Source organism: Bacillus cereus group sp. MS39, assembly GCF_040448665.1.
Lineage (GTDB): Bacteria > Bacillota > Bacilli > Bacillales > Bacillaceae_G > Bacillus_A > Bacillus_A wiedmannii.
Window position 1 is genome coordinate 3,626,750 of record NZ_CP123058.1, and the last position, 25,306, is coordinate 3,652,055.

Here is a 25,306-nt window from a genome sequence, read left to right on the forward strand (position 1 = left end):
TGAAAGTCTAATCTTCAAACTCAATCATTCGTTTTACTATTTCTTACGATACACACCTATACTGTTTCCACTACCGCTTCAAGCATCGTTCCATTTTTAGCATAATTCGTATGCCAAGAAAAAGCTTTTTCTAAAATATGAGGGGTTTGTCCACCTCTTGTTTTTGCTTCTTCGAAATAAGCTCGTAACTGGTCACGATACATTGGATGTGCGCAGTTCTCAATAATCAGTTCCACTCTTTCTCTTGGCGCCAGTCCTCTTAAATCAGCGTACCCTTGTTCAGTGACAATAACATCTACATCGTGTTCCGTATGGTCTACATGAGAGACGAAAGGAACGATACTTGAAATGTTACCACCTTTCGCAATCGATTTCGTAACAAAGATAGCTAGACGTGCATTTCTCGCAAAATCACCAGAACCACCAATACCATTCATCATTTTTGTACCTAAAACGTGAGTAGAATTCACATTTCCGTATATATCTAATTCTAAAGCAGTATTAATTGAGATTAACCCAAGGCGACGAATGATTTCAGGATGATTAGAAATCTCTTGCGGGCGCATCATTAATTTGTCACGATATTTTTCAAAGTTAGAAAATACTTGTTGCATTTTCTCTTCTGAGAGTGTGATCGAGCAGCAGGAAGCAAAATTGACTTTCCCAGCATCCATAAGATCAAAGACTGCATCCTGTAAAACCTCAGAATACACTTCTAAATCTTCAAACTCCGAATCTAACATTCCATGTAGAACTGCATTGGCCACTGAACCAATTCCCGACTGTAACGGCGCTAAGCGATTGGTTAATCGCCCTACTTCGACTTCTTTTCGAAGGAAGTCTATTAAATGCTGTGCCATAATAACAGTTTCTTCATCCGGAGGAACAATCGTCGATGGCGAGTCTAGTTGGTTCGTAAACACAATTCCCTTCACTTTTTCAGCATCAATTGGGATACCGATTGAGCCAATTCGATCGTCCGTTTTTACGAGCGGAATTGGAAGTCTTTCTCCTTGTTTACCTGGTTCATATAAATCATGCAGCCCCTCTAGTTGCGCGGATTGAGCCATATTCATTTCAATAATGATGGACTTAGCATTTAAAGAAAACGCCAAAGAATTTCCAATTGAAGTGGTTGGAATAATCATTCCATCTTCAGTAATCGCAACCGCTTCCAAAATAGCGACATCTATATCCATAACGTCAGCACGGAGTAACTCTGCTGTATGAGATAAGTGCTGATCTACAAATAAAAAGTCTCCGTTATTAATTCCTTTTCGCATAGTCGCATCGGCTTGGAAAGGTAACCTTTTCCCTAAAATTCCTGCTTCCGCAAATAATTTATCTACATCAGAACCTAAAGAGGCACCAGTATAAACATTCACTTTAAAAGATTTATCATTCTTAACTCGGTTTACAAGCGCAAATGGGACTGCTTTCACATCACCTGCACGTGTAAACCCACTTAAGCCTAAGGTCATTCCACTTTCAATCCATGAAGCTGCTTCTTCAGGTGTAACTACGCGATCTTTCAGACGTTGATCCCTAATTCTATCTAAATTATTCTCCATATGTAATCCCTCTCCCTGTGAATATTCATAATTATTTTACACTTTAACAGTATCTAAATAGGGATTTCAGTATACAATGCCGAAAATTCAGATAAAACAGCGAATCTAGGTTCTAAAGCAGAATAATCTAGAACCCTAGAAGTTTGCGAAAATAACTAGCGTATGATTGACTAACTGGTACCCTCTCTCCGTTATCCATCGAAAGTACAAAAGTAGAGTGCGTATCAGGATATATCGCTTTAATATGATTTACATTTACAATAAAGGCACGGTGGCATCTAATAAATGAATCTTTCGGAAGCAAGTATTCGAATTCTTGTAGCGAGTACTTATGTGTTCCTGTTAACTCTTCTGCATTCACATACGTTTTTTTATCTTTCGCCTCTAAATACATGACCTTTGAAAAAGGAACCGGAACCCATCCGTCTGTTGTTTTTAAAGTAACGACTGACTTACCATCCGTTAAAGCGGGATAAATTGCCGTCACGCAACCTTCAATCTTTCCATTATTTGAAAATGGTACGGCCATTCCATGATAAGGAATACCGAAAACATCCCGGTTAATAAACTCAGAGGCCTTTTGCTTCGTTACCATTGCTTTATGAGCAATTGTCCCTTCCTTAATAGGATCCCCAGCGCTAATCTTTAAATCAATTCGTTTACTTGGCCGATAATAAATATATTCTTTCGTATTCGAAACGGCGATTGATATTTCATCTGAAAACAACTCACCAACAACATCTAGTAGTATACCTAATGTTTTATCTTCCATATTATTAACACCTCATTTACTATTATACTACTATTTGAATAGGTATCTGTTGCTTTTAGATGTAGCGCAAGTTCATTGATTTCACCAGCTTCAATTACTATCAATTTTCTCACTCTCATAATTGTTTCTCTCCACCTTCAAAATATGAACTACTCAAACATTCCGAAAAGCAATTTAAAAACCGTTATTTTCATAGTCTTTAAATCAACTTGCTTCTTATATTACTTGCATTATAAAATAGAAAAGTATTCTAAAAAACATTTCATTTAGGGGGAATTGCCTATGCCGTTGGATTCCATTTCAGGTAACGAATATTCCAACATTTAAAGGAGTGCCTGAAATTTGTTAAATTCATATATTAATTCATTATTATATAAAAATACCGAAAAATTTAACGGAACAATCTTAATAGCCCATAAAGAAGAGACTCTTTATAATCAATCATTTGGAAAAGCTAATTATAATTGGGACATACCTAATACATCTACAACAAAGTTTCGTATTGGATCAATAACTAAAATCTTCACAGCAGTTTCAATTTTAATGCTTCTGGAAGAGGAAAAATTACAGCTACATGATACTTTAGATCGATTCATTCCAAATTTCCCAAAAGGAAATCAAATTATGATCAAGCATTTATTAAATCATACTGCTGGAGTCGGTAATATTACTGCTCAACATGACTTTTTACTACAGTCTGTTCAACCTCGAACACCGGATGAATTAATACAATGGATTATTGCGTGTCCCTTTGAATCTAGCCCTGGTGAAAAATTCAATTATTCCAATTCAGGTTATATTATTTTAGGGAAAATTATTGAAGTTATAAGTGGAATGTCTTATGAGGAATTTCTTAAAAAGAAGATTTTCTACCCACTCTCTATAATAAACACAGGTGTTGATTTAAATTATACCATTCAAAAACATAAAGCAACTGGGTATGAGTTACATCCAAATCATGGCCTACAGAACGCATCATTTATTGATATGTCTAATTCATATTCAGCTGGTGGATTATTTTCTACAGCCGAAGATTTATATAAATTTGATAAAGCGCTAAAAGAAAATTGCTTATTATCAAGTAGGATGACATCTCGCATGCTTACTGCCGAATCTTACGGATATGGTTACGGTTGGAATATTGCTATGACTGAAAGAAATAATAAACTTGTATTCCATCACGGTGGAATTAACGGCTTTACGTCCTCCTATTTACGATTAATTGACAAAGAGGCTACGATCATCATTTTAAGCAATGTATCTACATTATTAACATCGACTCTTGCTAATAAGATATCTTCTTATATAGAAAGTAATTTTTAAAACTATTATTATCTGTAAAACCGTTCAAATTGTTGAACGGTTTTACAAACAATTTAGTTCACCTTAGCCCCATAACATCTTGCTACTGCAACTGCCTGTGCTATATCTAATTTCACATTTTTTAAATCAAAACTTGTAAAATCAATTCGATCAACTACAGCTCCTCTTAAATCTGCGCCGCTAAGTTTCACCTTACCTAATTGGGCACCTGTTAAATCCGCTTCACGTAAATCTGCTTTTTCTAAATTACATTCATATAGGTCAGCTTCAATTAAACGTATACCCTTTAACATTTGTTTACTTAAGTTCGCAAACCTTAAATTCGTATATGACCAATCTCCCGATATTATAGTTATTCCGTCTAGATTCGCTTCTTCAAAATCAGAGCCAGTCATTTTACATTCTTCAAACTTCGATACAAATAAATTCGCACCAACAAACTTACAATTTGCAAATGTAGTTCCTTGATGGATAGAAGCGTTAAAAAGAGCACCCGTAAAATCACATTCTATGAAATTACAATTTTCAGTAGAAACTTCCGATGCATCTATCCCTCTAAAACGACATTTTAGGAACGTACAATTTTTCAATTCCTCTTCTTTAATCAAATCATGTTGAAAATCTATTTCTGTATACTCTTTATTTACAAATTCACTCATAACCATTCCTCCATTTCCTCAAAGAAACCTCACTTGAAAAAAGTGAGGTTTCTTCTCATACAATATGCCCATCTAACCAAGAAATCAAATCTTGAAATACTTCATCTCTATTTACTTCATGGAACATTTCATGTCTTCCATTTTCATATAAACGTAGTGTCACGTCTTTCACACCACATTTTTTATAGTTTTCGTATACTTCTTTTACACCTTTTCCCATATCTCCAACAGGATCACGGTCTCCAGAGAATATATGTATCGGAAGGGTTTTTGGCGTTTTCTTGTATTCTTCTAGTTTATTTACTTCTAATACACCAGAAAATAGTTCTCGATAAAAACTCGTCGTACAAATGAATCCACATAACGGATCCGCAATATATTTATCAACCTGATTATTATCTGAAGATAACCAATCAAATTTTGTACGATTTGGTTTAAAGTGTGAATTGAAGTTTCCGAAAGATAAAAAGTTTAGCATCGGACTTTTCGTTTTTTCCCCGCGTAATTTCATTTCAATTGTCGCTACTTTATGACCGATACTTCCTAAAAGCCCTGGATTTCCACCAGTTCCTGAAATAAGGAATCCATCATATAATTCACCTTTAAGTTGTACAGCACGTCTTGATAAAAAAGAACCCATACTATGTCCAAGTAAAAATAACGGGCATGTCTGCTCTTTTCTTATCGTTTCTGATACAAAGATAACATCAGAAACAGCCTCACTCCAACCTATATTTGGTTCAAAATGACCGTAATCCTCTTCTCTTTTCACTGTTTTCCCATGACCCTTATGATCATGCGCATAAACACCATACCCAGCTTCTAATAAAGCAACAATAAAATCTGTATAAACACCTGCATGTTCTGTCATACCATGTGCAATTTGAATAATCCCTTTTGGTTCACCTTCTGGTAACCACTTGCGTAAATAAATTTCCGATCCATCCAATGCCGTAACGAAACTTTCCTGTACGTTCATTTCGTCAGCTCCCAACTCTATTATGTATCTCAAAAAATGAATATCCATTCATTATCCTTATTATGTATTATATGCAATTGCTTTCATTATGACAAATGACGCACTTTTCCAATTAGCTCTTAAACTAATATATTGACGAACATAAAATAAAATTATATAGTTACTTACATAAAGTAATTATTATATTTTAGGGAGGTTACTATTATGATGCCATCATTATTTTTAGCACATGGATCACCGATGCTCGCTATTCAAGATACAGAATATACAAGTTTTTTAAAGACACTTGGAGAAACATATAAACCGAAAGCAATTGTTATTTTCACTGCTCACTGGGAAAGTGAAGTATTAACGATTTCCTCATCAGATAACGAATATGAAACAATTTATGATTTTGGAGGTTTTCCTCCTGAGTTATACGAAATAAAATATCGTGCGAAAGGCTCTTCTAACATTGCATCTATGTTAGAAACAAAATTTAAAAACAAAGGTATTCCAGTCCATCATAATATGACGAGAGGTTTAGATCATGGTTCATGGACACTCCTGCATCGTATGTATCCAGAAGCAAATATTCCTGTCGTACAAATATCAGTAAATCCTTTCCTTTCTGCAAAAGAACAATTTAAGATTGGAGAAGCATTAAAAGGACTTGGACAAGAAGATATTTTAGTAATCGGTAGCGGTGTTACCGTTCATAACTTACGAGCACTGAAATGGAATCAAACTACACCCGAACAATGGGCAATTGAATTTGATGATTGGATTATAAAACATATGCAGACTAACGATAAAGATGCATTGTTTAATTGGGAAAACAATGCGCCTCATGCACAATTAGCAGTACCAAGAGCAGAGCATTTTGTTCCTTTATTTATCGCTATGGGAAATGGTGAAAATAGCGGTGAAGTCATTCACCGTAGTTACGAGCTTGGTACATTAAGTTATCTATGTCTTAAATTTTAAAGAAAAGGATGAAGCAATCGTTGCTTCATCCTTTTTTCATTCACTTAGTTAACTAACTTCCAAATGTTGTTTCTCTGATACTTCTTCGTTCTTATTATGAAAATAAACCCAAATACACGCGATAAATAATAGTGATGAAGTAGAGAAGAACACATATTGGAATCCTGCATGTGCTGCAATTTGCCCCCCGAGTACTGGACCAATCATATTTCCTAAAAACTGAAACGATTGATTATATCCAAATATTCGTCCTGTAACGTGGGTTGGTGTATGTTGTTTTAGTAGAGTTTGTACGGAAGGTAATAATCCTGCTTGTGCGATACCTAATAAAAATCGAAGAATTAATAGTTGCCAAGCTGAGGTTACAAATGCTTGCGGGATAAAAATAACTCCTGCAGCAAACAACGCTACAACTAACGTTTTTTGAGGACCGATTTGATCTGATAATCGTCCTAATCTTGGTGCTGTCAAAATAACTGCTAATCCTGTCGCTGACATAACGGCACCCGCAATTGTTTCAATATGCGCAGTTTGAGGACCAACTAAATTTTTCACGTACAATGTAACAATTGGCTGAACAGACATATTAGCAAGTTGAATAATAAATGTTGTTACAAATAAACTAATAATTAAATGTTTTGCTGGGACCATCGTCCACACTTTTTTAGGTTGTATTTTTTTTGCTTGAGCGGAGTGATTTTCTTCATGTAGGAAGAAAAAAACGATGAGAAAGGAAAGGAATAAAAAAGCTCCTGTAACAAGAAAAACATGGCGCATTCCAATTAACTCAGACAAATACCCTCCAAGTAATGGACCAAGTAACGAGCCACTCACGCCACCAGTTGAAATTGTAGAAATTGCCCAACCTGAATGTTCTTTCGGAGTTTCTGCTGCGATGAATGTCATCGCCGTTGAAAGGAAACCAGATACTGCTCCCATCAAAAATCTTAGTGCGACTAGTTGATACACATCCGTTACAAACCCCATAAGCGTCATAATAATCGCCATACCAAGGCTAGCACGAATAAGCATCAATTTCCGTCCATGTATATCACCAAGCTTTCCCCATATTGGTGATACGATCGCACCCATTAAAAATGTTACACCAAATGCAAGTCCCGACCACTGTGCAATACTAGAAGTGCCAGTCACACCTAATTCCTCAATATAAAAAGATAAAAAAGGAATTACTAAACTCATACCGGCTGCAGTGGTAAAACAACCTAGCCAACAAATCATCAAATTTCGTTTCCAGCTGGCCATTTTCACACCTTCTTTCTTTAGATACCCATTCTACACCCTTTTATATAAAAAGTTTAGTAATTTGCTTTATTTGTAAGATTTACTACAAAACCCGCTATTTTCTAGTAAAAATCACTACAATCCCACATTTTTTTCATAATAAAACCAACTCCACCTAAATGAAGTTGGTTAATAATCCATTATCGGTATTAAACGTGCATTACAACATCGCTCATAAAACTCAACTGGACCCGCTTGTCCAATAATTGCATATTCATATCCCTCTTGCTTCATACTATGCAGACTACACTGTAACAATTGCTCCCCTACACCTTTCACACGATTTTGTTTCGCTGTGCCCATTGGACCAAACAATCCTTTTTTCCTCTCACTACGTCATAACAAGCAAAACCTACTATCACTTCTTCTTGTTCTGCTATATAAATAGGTAAATTTTCTTTATATGTACGAAATCCATACGCTATCGAATACAGCCAACGTTCACCAAATTCCGACTCAACAAAACTTGCTAATTTTTCGAAATCAGAAGAGTTAGCCTTTCTAACATTACAAGTTAAATGCTTATAAGTCGGAATAAAATATTTTAAATCGACCGCTAAATCTCTTGGCTCAGCTATAATGCGTAATATGTCTTTATGTATTTGTGGATTTTCAATAAACGTATCCGCGCGAAAGAGTGCATATATAACATGTCCTTCATTCATTAATACTTGCTGGAAATGTTTCATACGTTTCTGCGCTATTTGTAAAATTTCTAACACCTTATAAGATAACTTATATTGTCCTATTTTTTTATACCCTTGATCCGTTAAATCATCTTGTTTTCGTATTGAAAGTTTTTCTAAAAAATCCGTACTCACGTTACGAAACAAATACATATACAACTCGCTGCAAACGCCAGTACCTTCTTTACACATACCTATAAACAGATGAGTTGGTTGAATAATATTACATTCTGCCTCTTCTGCTGCAATCTGTAATATGTTATGAACACGTTTTGTAAATTTATATTCCTCCATATGTATCTCCATCCCCTACTACTTTACTAGTAAACCGTAACCATAAATAAGTGAAACAATTATTCCAACTACCACTATACCTGGTAGTAAATTTGCTACCTTGATTTTAATAACACCAAGTAAGTTCAATCCAATAGCGGCTATCATAATACCACCTGTAGCTGTCATTTCCACTATAAATTGATTCATTAATTCTTTCGGGACCAAACTATTAATTTGTGTTGCAAAAACCGCAATACCTCCTTCGTATAAAATAACTGGAATCGCCGAAAATACTACACCAATCCCTAAAGTTGTCGTTAATATAATAGAAATAAACCCATCGATAATCGCCTTTGTAAATAAAATATCATGATTTCCGCGAATCCCACTGTCGAGTGCACCAAGTATCCCCATCGCACCAATTGCAAAAATAAGTGTAGCTGTTACAAAACCTTCTGAAATGCTCCCTTTCCCTTTCGATCCAACTTTATTTTCTAGCCAATCTCCTAACAGTTTTAACTTTCCCTCTAGTTGTAGCCACTCCCCAATTACGGTACCAATCACTAAACTTAAAATGACAACAAGAAAATTTTCACTTTTCAATGCCATTTGAAGTCCAAGTACAGTAACTGCTAAACCGATTGCATGCATAATTGTTCCCTTCATACTCTCTGGAATCCTACTAAATAATTTACCTAGTAAAGTACCAAATATAATACAAACCCCATTTACAACTGCTCCTAATATAACCATTTCTTATTCTTCACCCTTCGAATTCTTTATTTCTATATTTTGGTTTATTCATTGATTTACAGGTTATCTATATGTTAACTTAATATTGAGAATATTAACAAATGTTTTCCACTACATAAGCCGCAATTTTTTGTAGCTATACATAAAATGAAACTTTAATTAGCGCGAGTTTTACTGCCCACTAATTGCGGGATAAACTCAAAAGGGAAGGTATTTATGAAAACTTTACTAAAACGATTTCTGTTAATAGCCTTTTGCATTACACCAATTGTTGTATTAATTAACTACTCTTTTACTTCAAAGGCGAAAGACAAACCCGATTTGCAAAATAAATCTAGTAAAACCGCTTCAAAAATTGAAAAGAAAATAGAAGACCCGGAAATTACCCTCACCTTCTCTGGTGATACAATGTTCGATTGGCAATTACGTCCGGTCATTGAAAAAAACGGAGCTGATTATCCATTCCAACATGTAAAAGAAGAAATAACAAAAGCTGATATTTCTTTCGTTAATTTAGAGTCGGCATTTACAACGAGAGAAAAGAAAACTCCTGGACAACTGTTTTGGATTAAAAGTGATCCATCCACGCTTCAAGCCATTAAAAATACTGGATATGACATCGTAAATATCGGGAATAACCATACACTTGATTACGGGCAAGAGGGATTATTAGACACAATCTCTCATGTGGAAAAATTAAAGTTCCCTTACATTGGAGCCGGAAAAAATGCAAAAGATGCATATACCGCACGAGAAATGACCGTAAAAGGGAAAAAGTTCAAATTTCTTTCCTTCGTTCGATTTATGCCTGATACGAATTGGGTAGCTGGTGACAATAAACCTGGTGTTGCGAACGGATATGATTTAAATCTTGTAACAAAAACAATTAAAGAGCAAAAACGAGATGCAGACTATTTAATCGTCTATATGCATTGGGGCGTTGAAAAATCAAATCGTCCGGTAGAATACCAAAAACAATATGTACCTAAAATGGTTGAAGCAGGAGCTGACGCGATTGTCGGGAGTCACCCGCATTGGTTACAAGGATTTGAGTATTATAATAAAGTTCCTATCGCTTATTCATTAGGTAACTTTTTATTCCCAAGTTATGTGAATGGGAAAAGCGCCGAAACTGGCGTATTAACTTTAACTTTTAAAGGAAAGGATGTCCAAATGTCATTCAACCCTTACATCATTCGCAACAACCAAGTTTCCCCTGTAAATGAGGAAGAAAAGAAAAAAGCTCTACAATATTTACAAACAATTTCAAATGATGTAGAAATTGATGATACAGGGAACATAAAAAACAAACGGAACTAGACAACGCAAGATCTATTTCTCTGTAACATACTTTACAGAATAGGTGATGAACATGCTGAAAAACTTATTAGAAAATGTAAGTTTGTTAGAGAATATTTATAAAATATCTATAGCCGTTCTACTTTTATGTTCATTTTTTTCTGTTAGACTTCTAAAAAAAATAAAACGTGAACGAAAGCTTACTACCTTTGAATTTACTATGTATGTAATCATTCGTATTGCGATACTCTTTTGGTTATCTAGCTTTCTACTGCTTGAATATGGAAAATATATAGTTTAATTATAAAAAGATAGATACAAGCAGTATTTCCGCTGTTTGCATCTATCTTTTTTATTTCTGGTACAACTGTATGTTACCTCTTTCCTTTTATTAAATAAGCAGATCAAACAAAACAGGGTTTTTATTAAGCTCCACAAATTGAATATTATTTTCTTTAAAACGAGTAATTAATTGCTCATAATCTTCTTTATGTTTTAACTCTACTCCGACTAACGCTGGACCATTTTCCTTATTATGTTTCTTGATATACTCAAAGCGAGTAATATCATCTTCTGGCCCTAATCCTTTATCCAGAAATTCTCTTAGCGCTCCCGAACGCTGCGGGAATTCAATGATGAAATAATGCTTTAACCCTTCGTAAATAAGAGAACGTTCTTTCATTTCTTGCATTCTATCAATATCATTATTTCCACCACTTAGCGTACATACAACTGTTTTCCCTTTTATTTCATCTCTGTAAAGGTCAAGCGCTGCAATAGATAGTGCACCAGCTGGTTCAGCTACAATTGCATTTTTCTTATACAATTCTAAAATCGTCGTACAGACCTTCCCTTCTGGCACTAAAACAATATCATCAATGACATCTCTACAAGTTTCAAACGTTAACTTCCCTACCTTTTTAACAGCTGCCCCATCCACAAAACTATCAATCTTTTCTAATGCAACATTTTCATTTTGAAGAAAAGCTTCTTTCATAGATGCAGCTCCCATTGGCTCTACGCCAATGACCTTTGTAGCAGGGCTAACACCTTTTACATATGTACCAACACCAGATGCTAACCCACCACCGCCGATTGCTGTAAAGATATAATCAACTGATTTTTCCATATCATGCATAATTTCAACAGCCACTGTCCCTTGGCCGGCAATTACATACGGATCATCAAACGGATGAACGAACGTCATTCTACTTTCCTCACAATAGCGCTGTGCTTCTTGGAACGAGCTATCAAATGTATCACCAACTAATACAATTTCCGCAAAATCACCACCGAAAAATTGTACTTGTGATACTTTTTGTTTAGGTGTCGTTGTTGGCATGAAGATTTTTGACGGAATCTTCAATAAATTACACGTATAAGCGACTCCTTGTGCATGATTACCAGCACTTGCACAAACAACACCGTTTTGTAATTGTTCTTTCGATAAACTTTGAATTAAATTGTACGCACCACGAATTTTGAAAGAGCGAATTAATTGTAAGTCTTCTCTTTTGACATAAACGTCACAATCATATTTTTCAGATAAAACTGTATCACGTTGTAACGGTGTTTTAATAACGATATCTTTCATGCAATTATGAGCCATTAAGATATCTTCAATTTTCACTCTCTCCTTTACCTTCTGCACCATTTCATATCATCCTTATCTCTTTTAAATTGGCTCAATCGAAATTCGGGATTTTTAGAACTGCACCTGTATTCGCCGATGTTACCATCTGTGCATAACGTCCAAGCCAGCCCGTTTTCACTTTCGGTTCTGGTCGTTTCCATTCTTTTTTACGTTTACCTAATTCTTCATCACTAACTCTTACTTCTAACAATCTTTCCTCAACATCGATACAAACGATATCCCCTTGCTTGAGAAGTGCAATTGTTCCGCCCGCAGCTGCTTCTGGCGAAATATGCCCTACCGAAATACCACGTGAAGCTCCAGAAAAACGACCATCCGTTAATAGCGCAACATCTGCACCTAATCCCATACCAGCAATCGCTGATGTTGGTGCTAACATTTCCGGCATACCAGGGCCGCCTCTTGGTCCTTCATAGCGAATAACAACTACATCGCCTTTCTTAACCTTTCCAAGCATAATGCCCGCAAGCGCCTCATCTTGTGAATTAAAAATAACGCAAGGCCCTTCAAATCGTTTCACTTCTGTTGCCCCACTTTTAATAACTGCCCCATCTTTCGCAAGGTTTCCTTTTAATATACGTAATCCCCCTTCTTCACTATGAGGGTTTTCGAGAGAATGAATAACTTCCTTATCTTTAATCTCTGCATGAGCAATGTTTTCTCTTAATGTTTGCCCAGTAGCAGTAATACGGTCTAAATGAAGCACCCCTTCTTTTCGACTCATCTCTTTCAAAATGGCACTAATCCCGCCTGCTCGATCAATATCTTCCATATGCCAATTGGAAGCAGGGCTTACTTTACATAAATGTGGTACACGTCTTGAAACGGCATCAATGCGGTTCATATCGTAATCTAAACCCGCTTCTTGTGCGAGAGCTAATGTGTGCAATACTGTATTCGTTGATCCACCCATTGCCATATCAAGTGCGAACGCATCATCAATCGCTTCTTCCGTTACGATGTCTCGCGGTTTAATATCTCTTTCAATTAAAATCTTTAATTTCTCTGCTGCTTGTTTAATTAATTCTTCGCGTCTTGGATCGATGGCTAAAATACTTCCGTTACCAGGAAGAGCTAAACCTAACACTTCACATAAACAATTCATAGAGTTCGCCGTAAACATACCGGAACAAGAACCACAAGATGGACAGCCATGATCTTCAATATCCTTTAATTCTTCTTCTGAAATTTTACCAGATTGATAAGCTCCTACTCCTTCAAAAACAGAACTTAAATCGACAACTTCTCCTTTAGATGTTTTTCCAGCCGCCATCGGACCACCTGAAACAAAAACAGTTGGAATGTTAATACGAAGTGCAGCCATCATCATACCGGGTGTGATTTTGTCACAGTTTGGAATACAAATCATACCATCAAACCAATGTGCATTTACAACCGTTTCTACTGAATCTGCAATGATTTCACGACTCGGAAGTGAATAACGCATACCGATATGCCCCATCGCAATACCGTCATCTACTCCAATTGTATTAAATTCAAATGGAACCATACCTGCTGCACGCACTGCTTCTTTAACAAGTTTCCCAAACTCATTTAAGTGCTTATGACCTGGAATAATTTCAATAAAAGAATTACAGATAGCTATAAACGGTTTATCAAAATCTTCATCTTTCAAACCAGTTGCTTTTAATAAACTACGGTGCGGCGCTTTATCAAAACCTTTTTTAATCATGTCACTTCTCATCTTGTCAAATCCCCTCTTACGTATTTTTCACTTACAATCGCTTACTCTATTTCTTTACTAATTCTTTCGGTGCATGAATCCAGCTCATCATTTCACGAAGCTCTGTCCCTACTTTTTCTAACTGATGATTTTGCTCTGCTTTTTTCATCGCATTATATGTTGGACGCCCAGCTTGATTTTCTAAAATCCATTTCTTCGCGAATTCACCTTGCTGAATTTCTGTAAGTACTCGTTTCATTTCTTTCTTCGTTTCATCTGTAACAATTCTCGATCCTGTTACATAATCTCCAAACTCAGCTGTATCGGAAATAGAATGGCGCATATTCGTTAAACCACCTTCGTACATTAAATCAACAATTAACTTTAATTCATGCAAACATTCAAAATATGCAATTTCAGGACGATATCCGCCTTCTGTTAATGTTTCAAAACCAGCTTTTACAAGTGCAGTTACCCCGCCGCAAAGCACCGCTTGCTCACCAAACAAATCTGTTTCTGTCTCTTCTTGGAAAGTCGTTTCAATTACACCTGCGCGTGTACAGCCTACACCTTTTGCATACGCTAGTGCTACACTTAATGCCATTCCCGTTGCATCTTGATGTACTGCTACTAATGCCGGAACACCATTTCCTTCTTGGAATACACGACGAACGAGATGACCTGGACTTTTTGGTGCGACCATTGCTACATCTACGTAACTTGGCGGATTAATTTGTCCGAAGTGAATATTAAATCCATGTGAGAAAAGTAACATTTGTCCTTCACGGAGATTCTCTTCTACTTCTGCTTTATACACATGTGCTTGCTGTTCATCTGGCAATAACATTTGTACAACTTGCGCGGTTCGAACTGCTTCTGAAACAGACATTACTTCAAACCCATCCGCTTTTGCTACTTCAAAAGACTTACCATGTCGAACACCAACTACTACTTCCACACCAGAATCACGTAAATTTTGTGCCTGTGCATGACCTTGAGATCCATAACCAATTACTGCAACTGTTTTCCCTTGTAATAACTCTACATTTGCATCTTTCTCATAATACGTTTTCATATCCATTCACTCCTTATAGTTTATTTACTTGCAGTACATCAATTAATTTTTTTAACTGACCAACAAGTAATCTCGCTTCATTTTCAGTACAAACTGCTGTGAGTTTCATTTCAGAAACGCCATTAGTATCTCTTTCGTTTAAATGTAAAGAAGAGATATAATAACCACGCCGAGCAAAGATCCCACTTATACGTAATAAGACGCTTGGCTCGTTATGAATAACGAGTGAAAAAGTATGACTCATTCTTCCCACCTCTTCATAATCATTTCGTTATTCCCTTTGTTTGGCGGAACCATCGGAAATACGTTTTCACCTTCCTCTACACAAAAATCAACTACAACAGGACCTTTATGAGCAAATGCTTCTAACATCACTTGTTTCGCCTCTGTTGAATTTGTTGCTCTTAACCCCTTCACTCCATAAGCTTCTGCCACTTTCACAAAATCTGGCGATCCAATTTTTGATTCTGATAACCGATTTTCATAAAACATTTCCTGCCATTGCCTTACCATCCCTAAAAATTTGTTATTTATAATAAATACTTTTACAGGGATATTATTTTCAGCAACTGTTTGTAATTCTTGAATGTTCATTTGAAAAGAAGCATCACCTGCAATACAAATGACGAGTTCTTCTTCTTTCGCAAGCTGAGCACCAACTGCCGCCGGGAAGCCAAATCCCATCGTCCCTAATCCACCTGACGTTAGAAAAGTCCTTGGGTTTTTCGCTTTATAAAAATGCGCAGCCCACATTTGATGCTGTCCTACTTCTGTCGTAACAATCGCTTCACCATTCGTTAATTCACTTACTAGGCTAATAACATGCTGTGGTTTTAACTCACATTCTGTTTGATTGTAGGAAAGAGGATATTCCTCCTTCCATTCCTCTATTTTCGTAAGCCATTCATTTGTTTGTGTATCAGTCGGCATATGTAACAACATATGTAACGCTTTTTTCACATCTCCAACAACCGGATACTCCACAGTTACATTTTTATGAAACTCAGACGGATCTATATCAATATGTACCTTTTTCGAATGCGAAGAAAAGAGTTCTAATTTTCCTGTTACACGATCATCGAAGCGAACACCTAACGCGAGTAGTAAATCACATTCTGTTACTGCCATATTTGCAGCATACGTTCCATGCATGCCGAGCATTCCTAAAAATAACGAGTCTCCCGGTGGATATGCACCAAGTCCCATTAAAGTGGAAACGACAGGAATACGATTCTCCTTCGCAAACTGAGTGAGTTCTTCAGAGCCACCTGCATGAATGACACCTCCTCCGATATAAAGAAGTGGACGTCTTGCTTTTGAAATGGCTTTAGCTACCTCTCTAAGCTTCATACTGTCTGGCATAGGCTCTAGTTTGTATCCTGGAATCTCAATTACTTCATTATAAAAACTTGTTACATTTTCATTTTGAACATCTTTTGGAATATCAATTAATACTGGTCCTGGTCGCCCGCTTTCGGCGATGTAAAAAGCTTCTTGTACAATGCGTGATAAATGATTCACATCACGAACTTGATAATTATGCTTCGTAACAGGTACTGTAATCCCGACAACATCTGCTTCTTGAAATCCGTCTTTTCCGATGAGAGGTTTTGCAACTTGCCCTGTAATAACAACTAAAGGAATCGAATCCATATAAGCATCTGCTAAACCCGTAACTAAATTTGTCGCCCCTGGTCCAGAGGTAGCAAAGACTACCCCGACCTTTCCAGAAGCTCTTGCATATCCTTCTGCCGCATGAATAGCAGCTTGTTCATGACGAGTTAATACGTGCTTCAAACCACTTCCGTATAACGCATCGTATACCGGCAAAATCGCTCCGCCCGGATAACCGAAAACAGTCGTTACACCTAATTTTTTCAAACATTGAATAACGTGTCCGGCACCTGTCACTTCTTCACAATGCAATTTCTCACATGCTGTATGCTGCTCCATTTTACTTAACTCCTCTCCCTACAGTAAGCTCTCCGCCAATCCTGGAACACGTACTCCTCTTTCTCTCGTTAACTTTTTAAACTCCTCTGTCAATTGTTTCGTTACACTTCCTGGTTTCCCATCTCCAATTTCTCTTGAATCAACTTTTACAACTGGAATTAATTCTGCTGCCGTTCCCGTTAAAAATACTTCATCTGCTACATATACGTCATGGCGAGTAAATGGCCTTTCCTCACACGGAATATTAAGTCGCTCACATAGCTCGATAACACTATTTCTCGTAATACCTTCTAGCGCTCCTAAATAAGAAGGGGGTGTTAACACTTTTCCATCTTTCACAACGAAAACATTATCACCAGATCCTTCACAAACATATCCTTGCTGATTTAACATAAGGGCCTCTAACACTCCCGCTTGTGCCGCTTCAATTTTTACCAGTACGTTATTTAAGTAGTTCATTGACTTAATGCGTGGGTCTAATGCATCTGGCGTGTTACGTCTTGATGCAACAGATACAACGCTTAGTCCATTATCATAAAATTCCTGTGGGAATAACTTTAATTGTTCTGCAATGATAATAACGCTCGGTTTCACACAACTTCTAGGATCGAGCCCTAAGTCACCTTTTCCTCTTGAAACAATTAATCGAATGTAGGCATCCGCATACTCGTTTTTTTGCAATGTTTGTAAAACTGCTTCTACCATTTCTTCAACCGTCAGCGGGATTGTAAGTAAAATAGATTTTGCCGATTCATATAATCGTTTTACATGTTCTTTTAAACAAAATACATTTCCACCGTAACTACGAATCCCTTCAAATACACCATCTCCGTATAAAAAACCGTGATCATATACTGAAACAACCGCCTTTTCTTTTTCTACAAATTCCCCATTCATGTAAATGTACTGGTTTCCCATCTCACATCGCTCCTCTTTTTTTCTCTCTATTTTTGCAATCTATTTCTATATCGATTGCTGAGATGAGTATTTTTAACAGAATATTCAGTATATAAACCTTAAAAATATACTCGTCTCAACAATCGATCACTTACACACTTGTAGCAATCCATTGCTGAGACGAGGGAATCGCGGTACCACTCAGCTTCCTTACACTTCTCACGAAATATAAGCTCTGCAAGTCCAATTAGACTTTTTGTTTTTCTATCGGAAACAACTCCGCTACTTTTTACTAATTTTCAAAAGTAGTGCTCCATGGTGATCTTCAATGATTAAATTGTTACCACCCTCACAGCTTCTAGGCAGCTCTCTGAAACAATTTTTATCATTTACTCTCCTCTTCTACGCATTCTCTTATTTTATTTTTTAAAATAAAAACTCTCGCCTCAGCAATCAACTACTACAATTTAGTAGCTTTGATTGCTGAGGCGAGAGTTTCGCGTTACCACTCAGCTTCCTTATACTTCTCACGAAATATAAGCTTTGTAGGTCCAATTAGACCCCCGTCCTTTTACCGGAGACGATGCCGCCGCCCTCTACTCAGTTTCCCTTTCGCAAGCGATGCTCCGAGGTGATCTTCAATGATTCGATTGTTACTACTCTCGCAGCCTTGGAGTAGCTCTCTGAAACGATCATAATCATCTACTTTCCTCTTCTTTGCATATACAACATATAAAGTTAGAAAATTCTTAATTAACTTTTATTTGTTAAACGTATTATAGGACGTTGTTCTTTTCATTGTCAACATGTTTTCAGAAAATATTTTTAATAATACATATATTTTCGAATCTTTTTTATTGCGCAATAAAAATTTTTGTATAATACTATATAAAACATATATATTTAGGAGGATTACAACAATGTTCGAAAAAACATACGAACTCGCAACCTTCGCAGGCGGTTGCTTTTGGTGCATGGTAAAGCCATTTGATAAACTTCCTGGTATTCATAAAGTACTTTCTGGCTATGCAGGTGGTCATGTAGAAAACCCAACATATGAACAGGTAAAAGCTGGTACATCTGGTCATTTAGAAGTTGTACAAATTACATTCGATCCTTCTATTTTTCCATATGAAAAATTACTAGATTTATATTGGCCACAAATCGATCCAACTGATGATGGTGGACAATTTTTTGACCGCGGTCCCTCTTATCGCACTGCTATTTTTTATCACAATAAAACGCAAAAAGAGCTTGCTGAAAAATCAAAACAAGCTCTTGCAGAAAGCGGTATGTTTAAAGAGCCAATCGTAACTGAAATTCGCCCGGCTGCACCTTTTTATGAGGCTGAAGAATACCATCAACATTTTTATAAAAAGAACCCAGAGAAATATGCTACTGAGCAAAAAGAATCTGGCCGTGAAGATTTTATAAAAGAAAATTGGCAAAAGAAATAATAAAAACGCATCGTGCTTTTTTAGTACGATGCGTTTTTATTTTTGATAAAAGTACCATACAATGATAAAAACAACAGCTGTTAATCTCCAAAGTACTATCTCGTTTTTTACTCTATTCTTTTTCTTACTCATTTCATCCCCTCCTAGTAGCAATTAAACATAGTCAAGACTTCCTTTGTTTAATTGTCCACTTGATGAATGTGAATAAATCCGTAAAAATTCTTATAGCAAGACCACCAATGATTCCGATTGCAATTGAAATTACTAACATCTGTACAAAACTAAGAGTAGTTGTGTATGTTATATAGAGAACAACGCATACAAGTAAAACATCCGGTAAAGAAAGCAAAAACTTTTTAAGCATTTCTTCAGCTCTCCTATGCTTTATTTATCTCTTCTACTGTAGCTTTGAAATAAAGCTTGTTCAAAAATTCCATTTAGACCCTCTTTTTAAAAAGGATCCTTATCTACATATCCTATTCCATAATTACTCCTAAAATAGAATAATATTACTAGTGATTTATTGTAAAGCAACCATTTTCATTCCATATCAACAAATCGTTATTAAAAACTAATTACCGGGCAATCGGATATTGTGCCAACTGCTTACAATGCATTGACCGTATGTATTATCACCTACTGCCACAACGGTGCCATCTGATTTCAGACCGACTGTATGCGCACAACCAGCCGCTATCGCTACAATATCACTCCAATCGCTTACATTACATTGACCATACTCATTCGAACCCATTGCCACTACAGTACCATCTGATTTCAGACCGACTGTATGCTTACTCCCTGCCGCTATTTCCACAATATCACGCCAGCTGCTTGCATCACATTGGCCATGTTTATTATTACCAACAGCCATCACCGTTCCATCCGATTTTAGACCTACAGTATGAAGATAACCTGCCGCCAATGCCACCATACCACTCCAGTCACTTACATCGCATTGTCCATATCGATTATTCCCCACTGTGGTCACTGTGCCGTCCAATTTAAGACCGACTGTATGCCAGTCACCTGCCGTGACCGCCACAATATCACGCCAGCTGCTTACATTGCATTCTCCTTCTTTATTTCGGCCCACCGCTATTACCGTACCATCCGGTTTAAGGCCAAGGGTACGACGCCACCCTGTCGCAACCGATACAATATTATGCCATTCGTTTACATCACATTGATCATGCTTATTCCACCCCACCGCTTCCACAGTATTATCACTTTTCAGAGCGATTGTATGGGCATTACCCGTGTTCGTCGCCATATGAACATTGCCCGCTGCGACTGCTTCAATATCACACCAACGGCTTACATTGCATTCTCCTTCTTTATTTCGCCCTACTGCCACAACTGTGCCATCCGATTTAAGAGCAACTGTATGACCACGACCTGCCGCTATCGTACCTTTAGGCCACCGTTTCACTTTTAATATCTCTTCGTAATTCATGTTTTACCTCCTTGCATATAAGCAACTGTATCCAAATAGATATTTTTATCTAATTTCATTATAAATGACCCGATTTTTTTATAAATTTACAACTATAAAAGAAGCCTATTATTACTTCTTCAAAAAATAAAAACCTCCAGTTTCAATACTAGAGGTTTTTTCTTTATTTCTTCAATCGTTCAATAAAATCGTTCAATTTATCAAGTGATTTCATATTCTGATTACAAGCTACACCATCTTTGCAAATATAGTTTCCCTTTTTAACGAAAGTTCCTTGTACATCACCTTTAATTTCAACTAAAAACATCCCTACTTCTTCATGTCCATGACATAATGAACAAATGCTTTTTTTATTTAAACTTTGGAACGTTCCTTGCAGACCAACAAACTTATTTTTATCATTTTTTGCTATAATAAATTTCCTGCTTGATCCCTTATCAATCCAACTTAAATAAGATAATTCTTTCATATCCAGTTCTTCCATATCAGGCAGTTTTAACTTTTTCGCTTTAGGAAATAATTTTTTTAATGTTTGTGCTGTAACTTCCTGAAATGGAATGACATACGGATTTATTTTCATTAAAAACGATTCTGCATCTTCTCTATTTTGAACTGTTAATACCGTATCCATTAACTCTTTTTGTTCATCCGTTAAATTCTCAAATACATGTATTATCTTTTCAATCGCTAGTGATTTTAACGCTTGAATTACACCTCTATCATTTGCCGTTGCATGCCCGTTTGCTAAAATATAAGCTTGTGACTTTATAAAATTATATTGATCACTTCTAATAAAAGCTTCCATCTTTATCACTCCATACAAATTGTTGATCTAGTTTTATTGTATACAATGATTCAGCTTTTTGATATGTAAAAGATAAATTAGAAACGAATATTACATACATCGATTATTCTCTACCGCTTCATTTCCTGACAAAAGAAGCCATCATCTGTCTTCCATTCTGCATATAATACGTCTTCAAATTTAGTAATCCCTTTTTGTTTTATTTGTTTATAAAGCCATCCTTCATCAAAGCCTGCTTCCCTCAAATTATCTTTCACTACTTTTCCATCACTAATTAATGAAATTGGTAAGTATACAGGCTTATGTTTCAAACTTAAATCATTTATAGTCGGTGATTCATACTTGCTCTTTTTCAGAACGCTTATGTTCCCATTAGGTTCCAAAATCATATACTCCACTTCTCGGATTGAAAATATATCTTTTTGTTGTCTTAGCATTTGTTGTAATTGGTTAATGTCCAAATGATTTACACTTAATTGTTCACGATCAATCTTTCCATTACGAATAATAATAGAAGGATACCCTTCAAAAAACCTTCTTGTTCCTCTTATTTTTTGTGTGATAACTTCTATTGTATAAATTAAAATTACCCAAACAAATACTGAATATAAAATAGACCACACTTTAATTTTAGGATCATATATTGAATTTCCAACAAGCTCACCAAGAACAATAGCAGAAATAAAATCAAATGGCGTCAGCTGAGATATTTGTGTTTTTCCTAATATTTTCGTAGCAATTAATAGAACAAAAAAACCAATTAAAAGCTCTATCGTTATTTGTCCAATATGATTCATAGATGGTCACCTTTCTGCTTTTCACTCAAATATTCTGTTTAATAAAAAAACGGCACATTTTTTCTATTATCTTTCCCATTCATACGCAACATATCCAATATTCACAAAACAAAAAGAGTCTAGTTCAAAATAATATTTGAACTAGACTCTTTTTATTTTCATTTAGAATACACAATCTTTTTAATCGTTTCTCCGGAAAGAAAATATTCCTCTGCAAGTTGATGAATGGAAATTCCGCTTTTAAACGCTTCTTTAATTGCTTTATTTCTTTCATCTAGTTGTTTTCTTCCTCCAGATCGTGTACCCCATTTATAATGTTTTGTTTCTTGTTTTGGAATGTAAATTGTTTCACCTTGTATATACTTTTGAATTTCAGTAATTAAACTTTCTGGTAAAACTGTCGCAGCTTTTACGTATTTCATTTCTGCTCGCCCCTTATTTTTTATGATTCATTTCAATAAGGTGCAAAGCCAAATATAAAAAATGATACGAGCTCATTTAGGCGATTGTATATTACTTGTCTACCTCACGCAAAGTATCGCCATTTCCATACTTGGCTTTGCATGAGACGTTGCAGTGTCCGGCAATTGAATTATAATCGCCATGTAAACACCTCCTAATATACCTTTTACATTTTATTATATGATAAATTCCTTCCCCTTGCATCCACATCCTTTTTAAAGCATGAAACTACTTAGTTTGATATAATACTTTTTAGTCCAATTCAAAAATATAGTGAGGTTGCTTTATGAAAAAGAAAATAATCATTACAATCGTTACATTATTCATTATTACTGTAGCATTATTCGGAACATACAAATTGATGAACGCAAGAAGTTTTCAATTGTTTGGAGATTTAACAAACCGAGTAGAAACAGATGAAAAAGTGGTAGCTTTAACTTTTGATGATGGCCCTACTAGCAATGTAAAACAAATATTACCGCTACTAGATAAATACAATGCAAAAGCTACTTTCTTTTTAATCGGAAATGAATTAGAGAAAAATCTATCGTTAGGAGAAGCTATCGCACACTCTGGACACCAACTTGGAAATCATACATATTCTCATAACAGAATGGTTTTTAAAACACCTTCTTTTATTAAAGAAGAAATTGAAAAAACGAATTCATTAATCCGCCAAACAGGATATACAGGCGAAATTGATTTTAGACCACCTAACGGAAAAAAGCTAATTGGTCTGCCCTATTATTTAAATAAAAACAATATCGAAACAATCACATGGGATCTTGAACCTGATACTTTTTATAAATCTGCTGCTGATAAAATTGAATATGTTAATAAAAATGTAAAACCAGGTTCTATCATTTTACTGCACTCTATGTATGATGAGTCTAATAAAAATTTACAGACCATTGAAGGTATTTTAGATTCTTTATCTAAGAAGGGATATCAGTTCGTAACAGTAAACGAACTACAAAAAAGAGCAAAATAAAGTGAAACTTTAATCAGTGGGGGCTTTTACGGGCAGTTGATCCCCCACCTAACTTCTTCGCTTTCGCTGAGTTTTGAGGCGGGGGTCTTACTTCCCGTTAATGCGGGATAAAAAGGTAGCGTATCATAAAATGATACGCTACCTTTCTCTTTAAATAATGCCAAGTACATTTAAGAATACGATAATTATCGCAATTGGTGCGATAAAGCGAAGTAAGAATAACCATAATACGAACAGTTTATAGCCTTTATTTTTACTTACACCCAGTTCTTTCATTAATACATCTTTCTTCATTTTTAAAGGAACAAAGATAGAAACTAATAAAACACCAAGTGGCATTAGTACGTTACTCACTGCATAATCCGCTAAATCAAAGATTGTCTTTCCGAAAATTTTCAAATCACCTAATATACCAAATGATAATGCTGATGGTACTCCCACAACGAAGATTAATACCCCTACGATTAAAGCCATTTTTTCACGTTTCCCTTTACCTTTTGCAGTTAAAGATGCAACGCTAATTTCTAACATCGAAATTGCCGATGTAATAGTCGCAAAGAAGAATAGTAATAAGAAAACGATGAAGAATAATTTCCCGAATGCCATTTTACTGAAAATAGCTGGCAGTACGATAAATAATAGCCCCGGTCCTTGAGATGGTTCCATCCCAAATGCGAACACTACTGGGAAAATTGCAAGCCCTGCAAGCAATGTAATTACCAGAGTTAAAGCTACGATAGAAAATGCTGAACGCGGTAAACTTTCCTCTTTCGGTAAGTATGAGCTATACGTTACCATAACGGCTACACCGACAGATAATGAGAAGAACGATTGTCCCATTGCATATAAAATGATTTCTGATGTTACGTTTGAGAAGTCAGGTTGTAAGAAGAAACGAACGCCTTCTCCAGCACCATCTAACGTAAGTGCACGAACGATTAATACAAAGAATAAAACGAATAATGCTGGCATGAAATATTTATTTACTTTTTCAACACCATTTTGTACACCTTTACTTACGATAAAAATAGTAATAAGGATGAATAATAGCTGCGAGCCAACTGCTAAATAAGGATTGGAAATGATTTCACCAAACGTAGCTTCGTATGAGCCATTTCCTTCCCATAGTCTACCTGTAATTGCATTCCATAAGTATAATAAAATCCATCCCCCTACAACACTGTAGAAAGAAAGTAATATGAAACAAGTTACAATCCCTAATTTCCCTAACCATGGCCATAATGTTTTTGGTGCGATTTCTCTATATGCATCAACAGCCTCTTTTTGTGTACTTCTTCCGATAACGAATTCAGCTAATAATAGCGGTAAACCAATTAATAATGTGAAACCGATGAAAATAAGGAAGAACGCGCCGCCTCCTCCGATGCCGGCCATATATGGGAATTTCCAAATCGCCCCAAGACCAATTGCTGAACCTGCTGCAGCTAATACGAAACCTAATTTCGATGTCCATTGCTGTGAATTCATC

General features: G+C 36.0%; 24 protein-coding genes, 1 pseudogene and 2 other annotated features. Of the genes and pseudogenes, 6 read left to right on the forward strand and 19 right to left on the reverse strand.

Going from position 1 to position 25,306, the window contains the following annotated elements; genetic code table 11:
* Positions 1-56: 56 nt before the first annotated feature.
* Both QEP67_RS18810 and QEP67_RS18815 read right to left on the reverse strand, forming a co-directional pair.
* Positions 57-1,571: an acetyl-CoA hydrolase/transferase family protein gene (locus tag QEP67_RS18810; RefSeq protein ID WP_000429794.1), complete on the reverse strand. Its 1,515-nt coding sequence runs from the start codon at positions 1,569-1,571 to the stop codon at positions 57-59.
* A gap of 127 nt (positions 1,572-1,698) precedes the next feature.
* Entirely contained in the window at positions 1,699-2,343 is a 645-nt protein-coding gene (locus tag QEP67_RS18815; RefSeq protein ID WP_016088397.1) for a LytTR family DNA-binding domain-containing protein, read from the reverse strand.
* A gap of 342 nt (positions 2,344-2,685) precedes the next feature.
* Between QEP67_RS18815 and QEP67_RS18820 the strand changes: the two genes are divergently transcribed.
* Positions 2,686-3,666 (forward strand): serine hydrolase domain-containing protein, encoded by a 981-nt coding sequence (locus QEP67_RS18820; RefSeq protein WP_064470839.1) that lies wholly within the window; start codon positions 2,686-2,688, stop codon positions 3,664-3,666.
* A gap of 53 nt (positions 3,667-3,719) precedes the next feature.
* Here QEP67_RS18820 and QEP67_RS18825 read toward each other — a convergent pair whose 3' ends face one another.
* Positions 3,720-4,325, reverse strand: a complete 606-nt coding sequence (locus tag QEP67_RS18825; protein WP_001288918.1) for a pentapeptide repeat-containing protein — start codon at positions 4,323-4,325, stop codon at positions 3,720-3,722.
* A 55-nt stretch (positions 4,326-4,380) separates the two neighbouring features.
* Positions 4,381-5,304 (reverse strand): alpha/beta hydrolase, encoded by a 924-nt coding sequence (locus QEP67_RS18830; protein ID WP_001102596.1) that lies wholly within the window; start codon positions 5,302-5,304, stop codon positions 4,381-4,383.
* A 204-nt stretch (positions 5,305-5,508) separates the two neighbouring features.
* On the opposite strand from QEP67_RS18830, the gene QEP67_RS18835 reads away from it, so the two are divergent.
* Positions 5,509-6,270, forward strand: a complete 762-nt coding sequence (locus QEP67_RS18835; protein ID WP_000982937.1) for a class III extradiol ring-cleavage dioxygenase — start codon at positions 5,509-5,511, stop codon at positions 6,268-6,270.
* A gap of 48 nt (positions 6,271-6,318) precedes the next feature.
* Here QEP67_RS18835 and QEP67_RS18840 read toward each other — a convergent pair whose 3' ends face one another.
* The 3 genes and pseudogenes from QEP67_RS18840 to QEP67_RS18850 all read right to left on the reverse strand — a co-directional run bounded on the left by QEP67_RS18840 (position 6,319) and on the right by QEP67_RS18850 (position 9,287).
* Positions 6,319-7,533 carry a multidrug efflux MFS transporter gene (locus tag QEP67_RS18840; RefSeq protein WP_000179296.1) on the reverse strand — a complete coding sequence of 405 codons (1,215 nt, stop codon included), beginning with the start codon at positions 7,531-7,533 and terminating at the stop codon, positions 6,319-6,321.
* Positions 7,534-7,701: 168 nt separating this feature from the next.
* A pseudogene (locus QEP67_RS18845) lies at positions 7,702-8,552 on the reverse strand (GNAT family N-acetyltransferase).
* Between the two features lie 18 nt (positions 8,553-8,570).
* Positions 8,571-9,287 (reverse strand): DUF554 domain-containing protein, encoded by a 717-nt coding sequence (locus QEP67_RS18850; protein WP_000236059.1) that lies wholly within the window; start codon positions 9,285-9,287, stop codon positions 8,571-8,573.
* 216 nt (positions 9,288-9,503) lie between these two features.
* On the opposite strand from QEP67_RS18850, the gene QEP67_RS18855 reads away from it, so the two are divergent.
* Positions 9,504-10,607, forward strand: a complete 1,104-nt coding sequence (locus tag QEP67_RS18855) for a CapA family protein (RefSeq protein ID WP_000854525.1) — start codon at positions 9,504-9,506, stop codon at positions 10,605-10,607.
* 52 nt (positions 10,608-10,659) lie between these two features.
* Entirely contained in the window at positions 10,660-10,887 is a 228-nt protein-coding gene (locus tag QEP67_RS18860) for a hypothetical protein (protein WP_353706372.1), read from the forward strand.
* A 90-nt stretch (positions 10,888-10,977) separates the two neighbouring features.
* Here the strand turns inward: QEP67_RS18860 and ilvA are convergent, their stop codons facing one another.
* Genes ilvA through ilvE form a run of 6 tightly spaced genes read right to left on the reverse strand, consistent with a single transcriptional unit; the run spans position 10,978 to position 17,870 of the window.
* A complete protein-coding gene (ilvA, locus tag QEP67_RS18865) occupies positions 10,978-12,240 on the reverse strand; it encodes a threonine ammonia-lyase IlvA (protein ID WP_000250349.1) in 1,263 nt (420 codons plus the stop codon).
* Positions 12,241-12,271: 31 nt separating this feature from the next.
* A complete protein-coding gene (gene ilvD / locus QEP67_RS18870) occupies positions 12,272-13,945 on the reverse strand; it encodes a dihydroxy-acid dehydratase (protein ID WP_001255824.1) in 1,674 nt (557 codons plus the stop codon).
* A 46-nt stretch (positions 13,946-13,991) separates the two neighbouring features.
* A complete protein-coding gene (gene ilvC / locus QEP67_RS18875; RefSeq protein WP_000861129.1) occupies positions 13,992-14,999 on the reverse strand; it encodes a ketol-acid reductoisomerase in 1,008 nt (335 codons plus the stop codon).
* Between the two features lie 13 nt (positions 15,000-15,012).
* The gene (locus QEP67_RS18880; RefSeq protein WP_002108560.1) at positions 15,013-15,243 is read right to left on the reverse strand and encodes an ACT domain-containing protein; all 231 of its coding nucleotides are present in this window, start codon (positions 15,241-15,243) and stop codon (positions 15,013-15,015) included.
* On the reverse strand, positions 15,240-16,952 hold the full coding sequence (gene ilvB, locus QEP67_RS18885; protein ID WP_000434918.1) for an acetolactate synthase large subunit: 1,713 nt from the start codon (positions 16,950-16,952) through the stop codon (positions 15,240-15,242). The genes QEP67_RS18880 and ilvB overlap by 4 nt, the downstream gene beginning before the upstream one ends.
* 18 nt (positions 16,953-16,970) lie before the next feature.
* Positions 16,971-17,870 carry a branched-chain-amino-acid transaminase gene (gene ilvE / locus QEP67_RS18890; protein ID WP_353706373.1) on the reverse strand — a complete coding sequence of 300 codons (900 nt, stop codon included), beginning with the start codon at positions 17,868-17,870 and terminating at the stop codon, positions 16,971-16,973.
* Positions 17,871-18,022: 152 nt separating this feature from the next.
* Positions 18,023-18,263, reverse strand: a binding site (T-box leader).
* 67 nt (positions 18,264-18,330) lie between these two features.
* Positions 18,331-18,576: a binding site (T-box leader), on the reverse strand.
* A gap of 193 nt (positions 18,577-18,769) precedes the next feature.
* On the opposite strand from ilvE, the gene msrA reads away from it, so the two are divergent.
* Positions 18,770-19,306: a peptide-methionine (S)-S-oxide reductase MsrA gene (gene msrA / locus QEP67_RS18895; RefSeq protein WP_341056125.1), complete on the forward strand. Its 537-nt coding sequence runs from the start codon at positions 18,770-18,772 to the stop codon at positions 19,304-19,306.
* A 163-nt stretch (positions 19,307-19,469) separates the two neighbouring features.
* Here the strand turns inward: msrA and QEP67_RS18900 are convergent, their stop codons facing one another.
* From QEP67_RS18900 to QEP67_RS18920, 5 genes are all read right to left on the reverse strand, one after another.
* Positions 19,470-19,670, reverse strand: a complete 201-nt coding sequence (locus QEP67_RS18900; protein WP_000913391.1) for a hypothetical protein — start codon at positions 19,668-19,670, stop codon at positions 19,470-19,472.
* Positions 19,671-19,877: 207 nt separating this feature from the next.
* Entirely contained in the window at positions 19,878-20,762 is an 885-nt protein-coding gene (locus QEP67_RS18905; protein WP_001105326.1) for a chromosome condensation regulator, read from the reverse strand.
* Positions 20,763-20,925: 163 nt separating this feature from the next.
* Entirely contained in the window at positions 20,926-21,567 is a 642-nt protein-coding gene (locus QEP67_RS18910) for an elongation factor G-binding protein (protein WP_000387080.1), read from the reverse strand.
* 110 nt (positions 21,568-21,677) lie between these two features.
* Positions 21,678-22,364, reverse strand: a complete 687-nt coding sequence (locus tag QEP67_RS18915; protein ID WP_001015533.1) for a DUF421 domain-containing protein — start codon at positions 22,362-22,364, stop codon at positions 21,678-21,680.
* A gap of 158 nt (positions 22,365-22,522) precedes the next feature.
* On the reverse strand, positions 22,523-22,786 hold the full coding sequence (locus QEP67_RS18920; RefSeq protein WP_000878310.1) for a CD3324 family protein: 264 nt from the start codon (positions 22,784-22,786) through the stop codon (positions 22,523-22,525).
* Positions 22,787-23,112: 326 nt separating this feature from the next.
* On the opposite strand from QEP67_RS18920, the gene QEP67_RS18925 reads away from it, so the two are divergent.
* The gene (locus QEP67_RS18925; protein WP_000726875.1) at positions 23,113-23,817 is read left to right on the forward strand and encodes a polysaccharide deacetylase family protein; all 705 of its coding nucleotides are present in this window, start codon (positions 23,113-23,115) and stop codon (positions 23,815-23,817) included.
* Between the two features lie 150 nt (positions 23,818-23,967).
* Here the strand turns inward: QEP67_RS18925 and QEP67_RS18930 are convergent, their stop codons facing one another.
* Complete coding sequence (locus QEP67_RS18930) at positions 23,968-25,305, reverse strand: sodium-dependent transporter (RefSeq protein ID WP_353706374.1); 1,338 nt, start codon at positions 25,303-25,305, stop codon at positions 23,968-23,970.
* Position 25,306 lies beyond the last annotated feature (1 nt).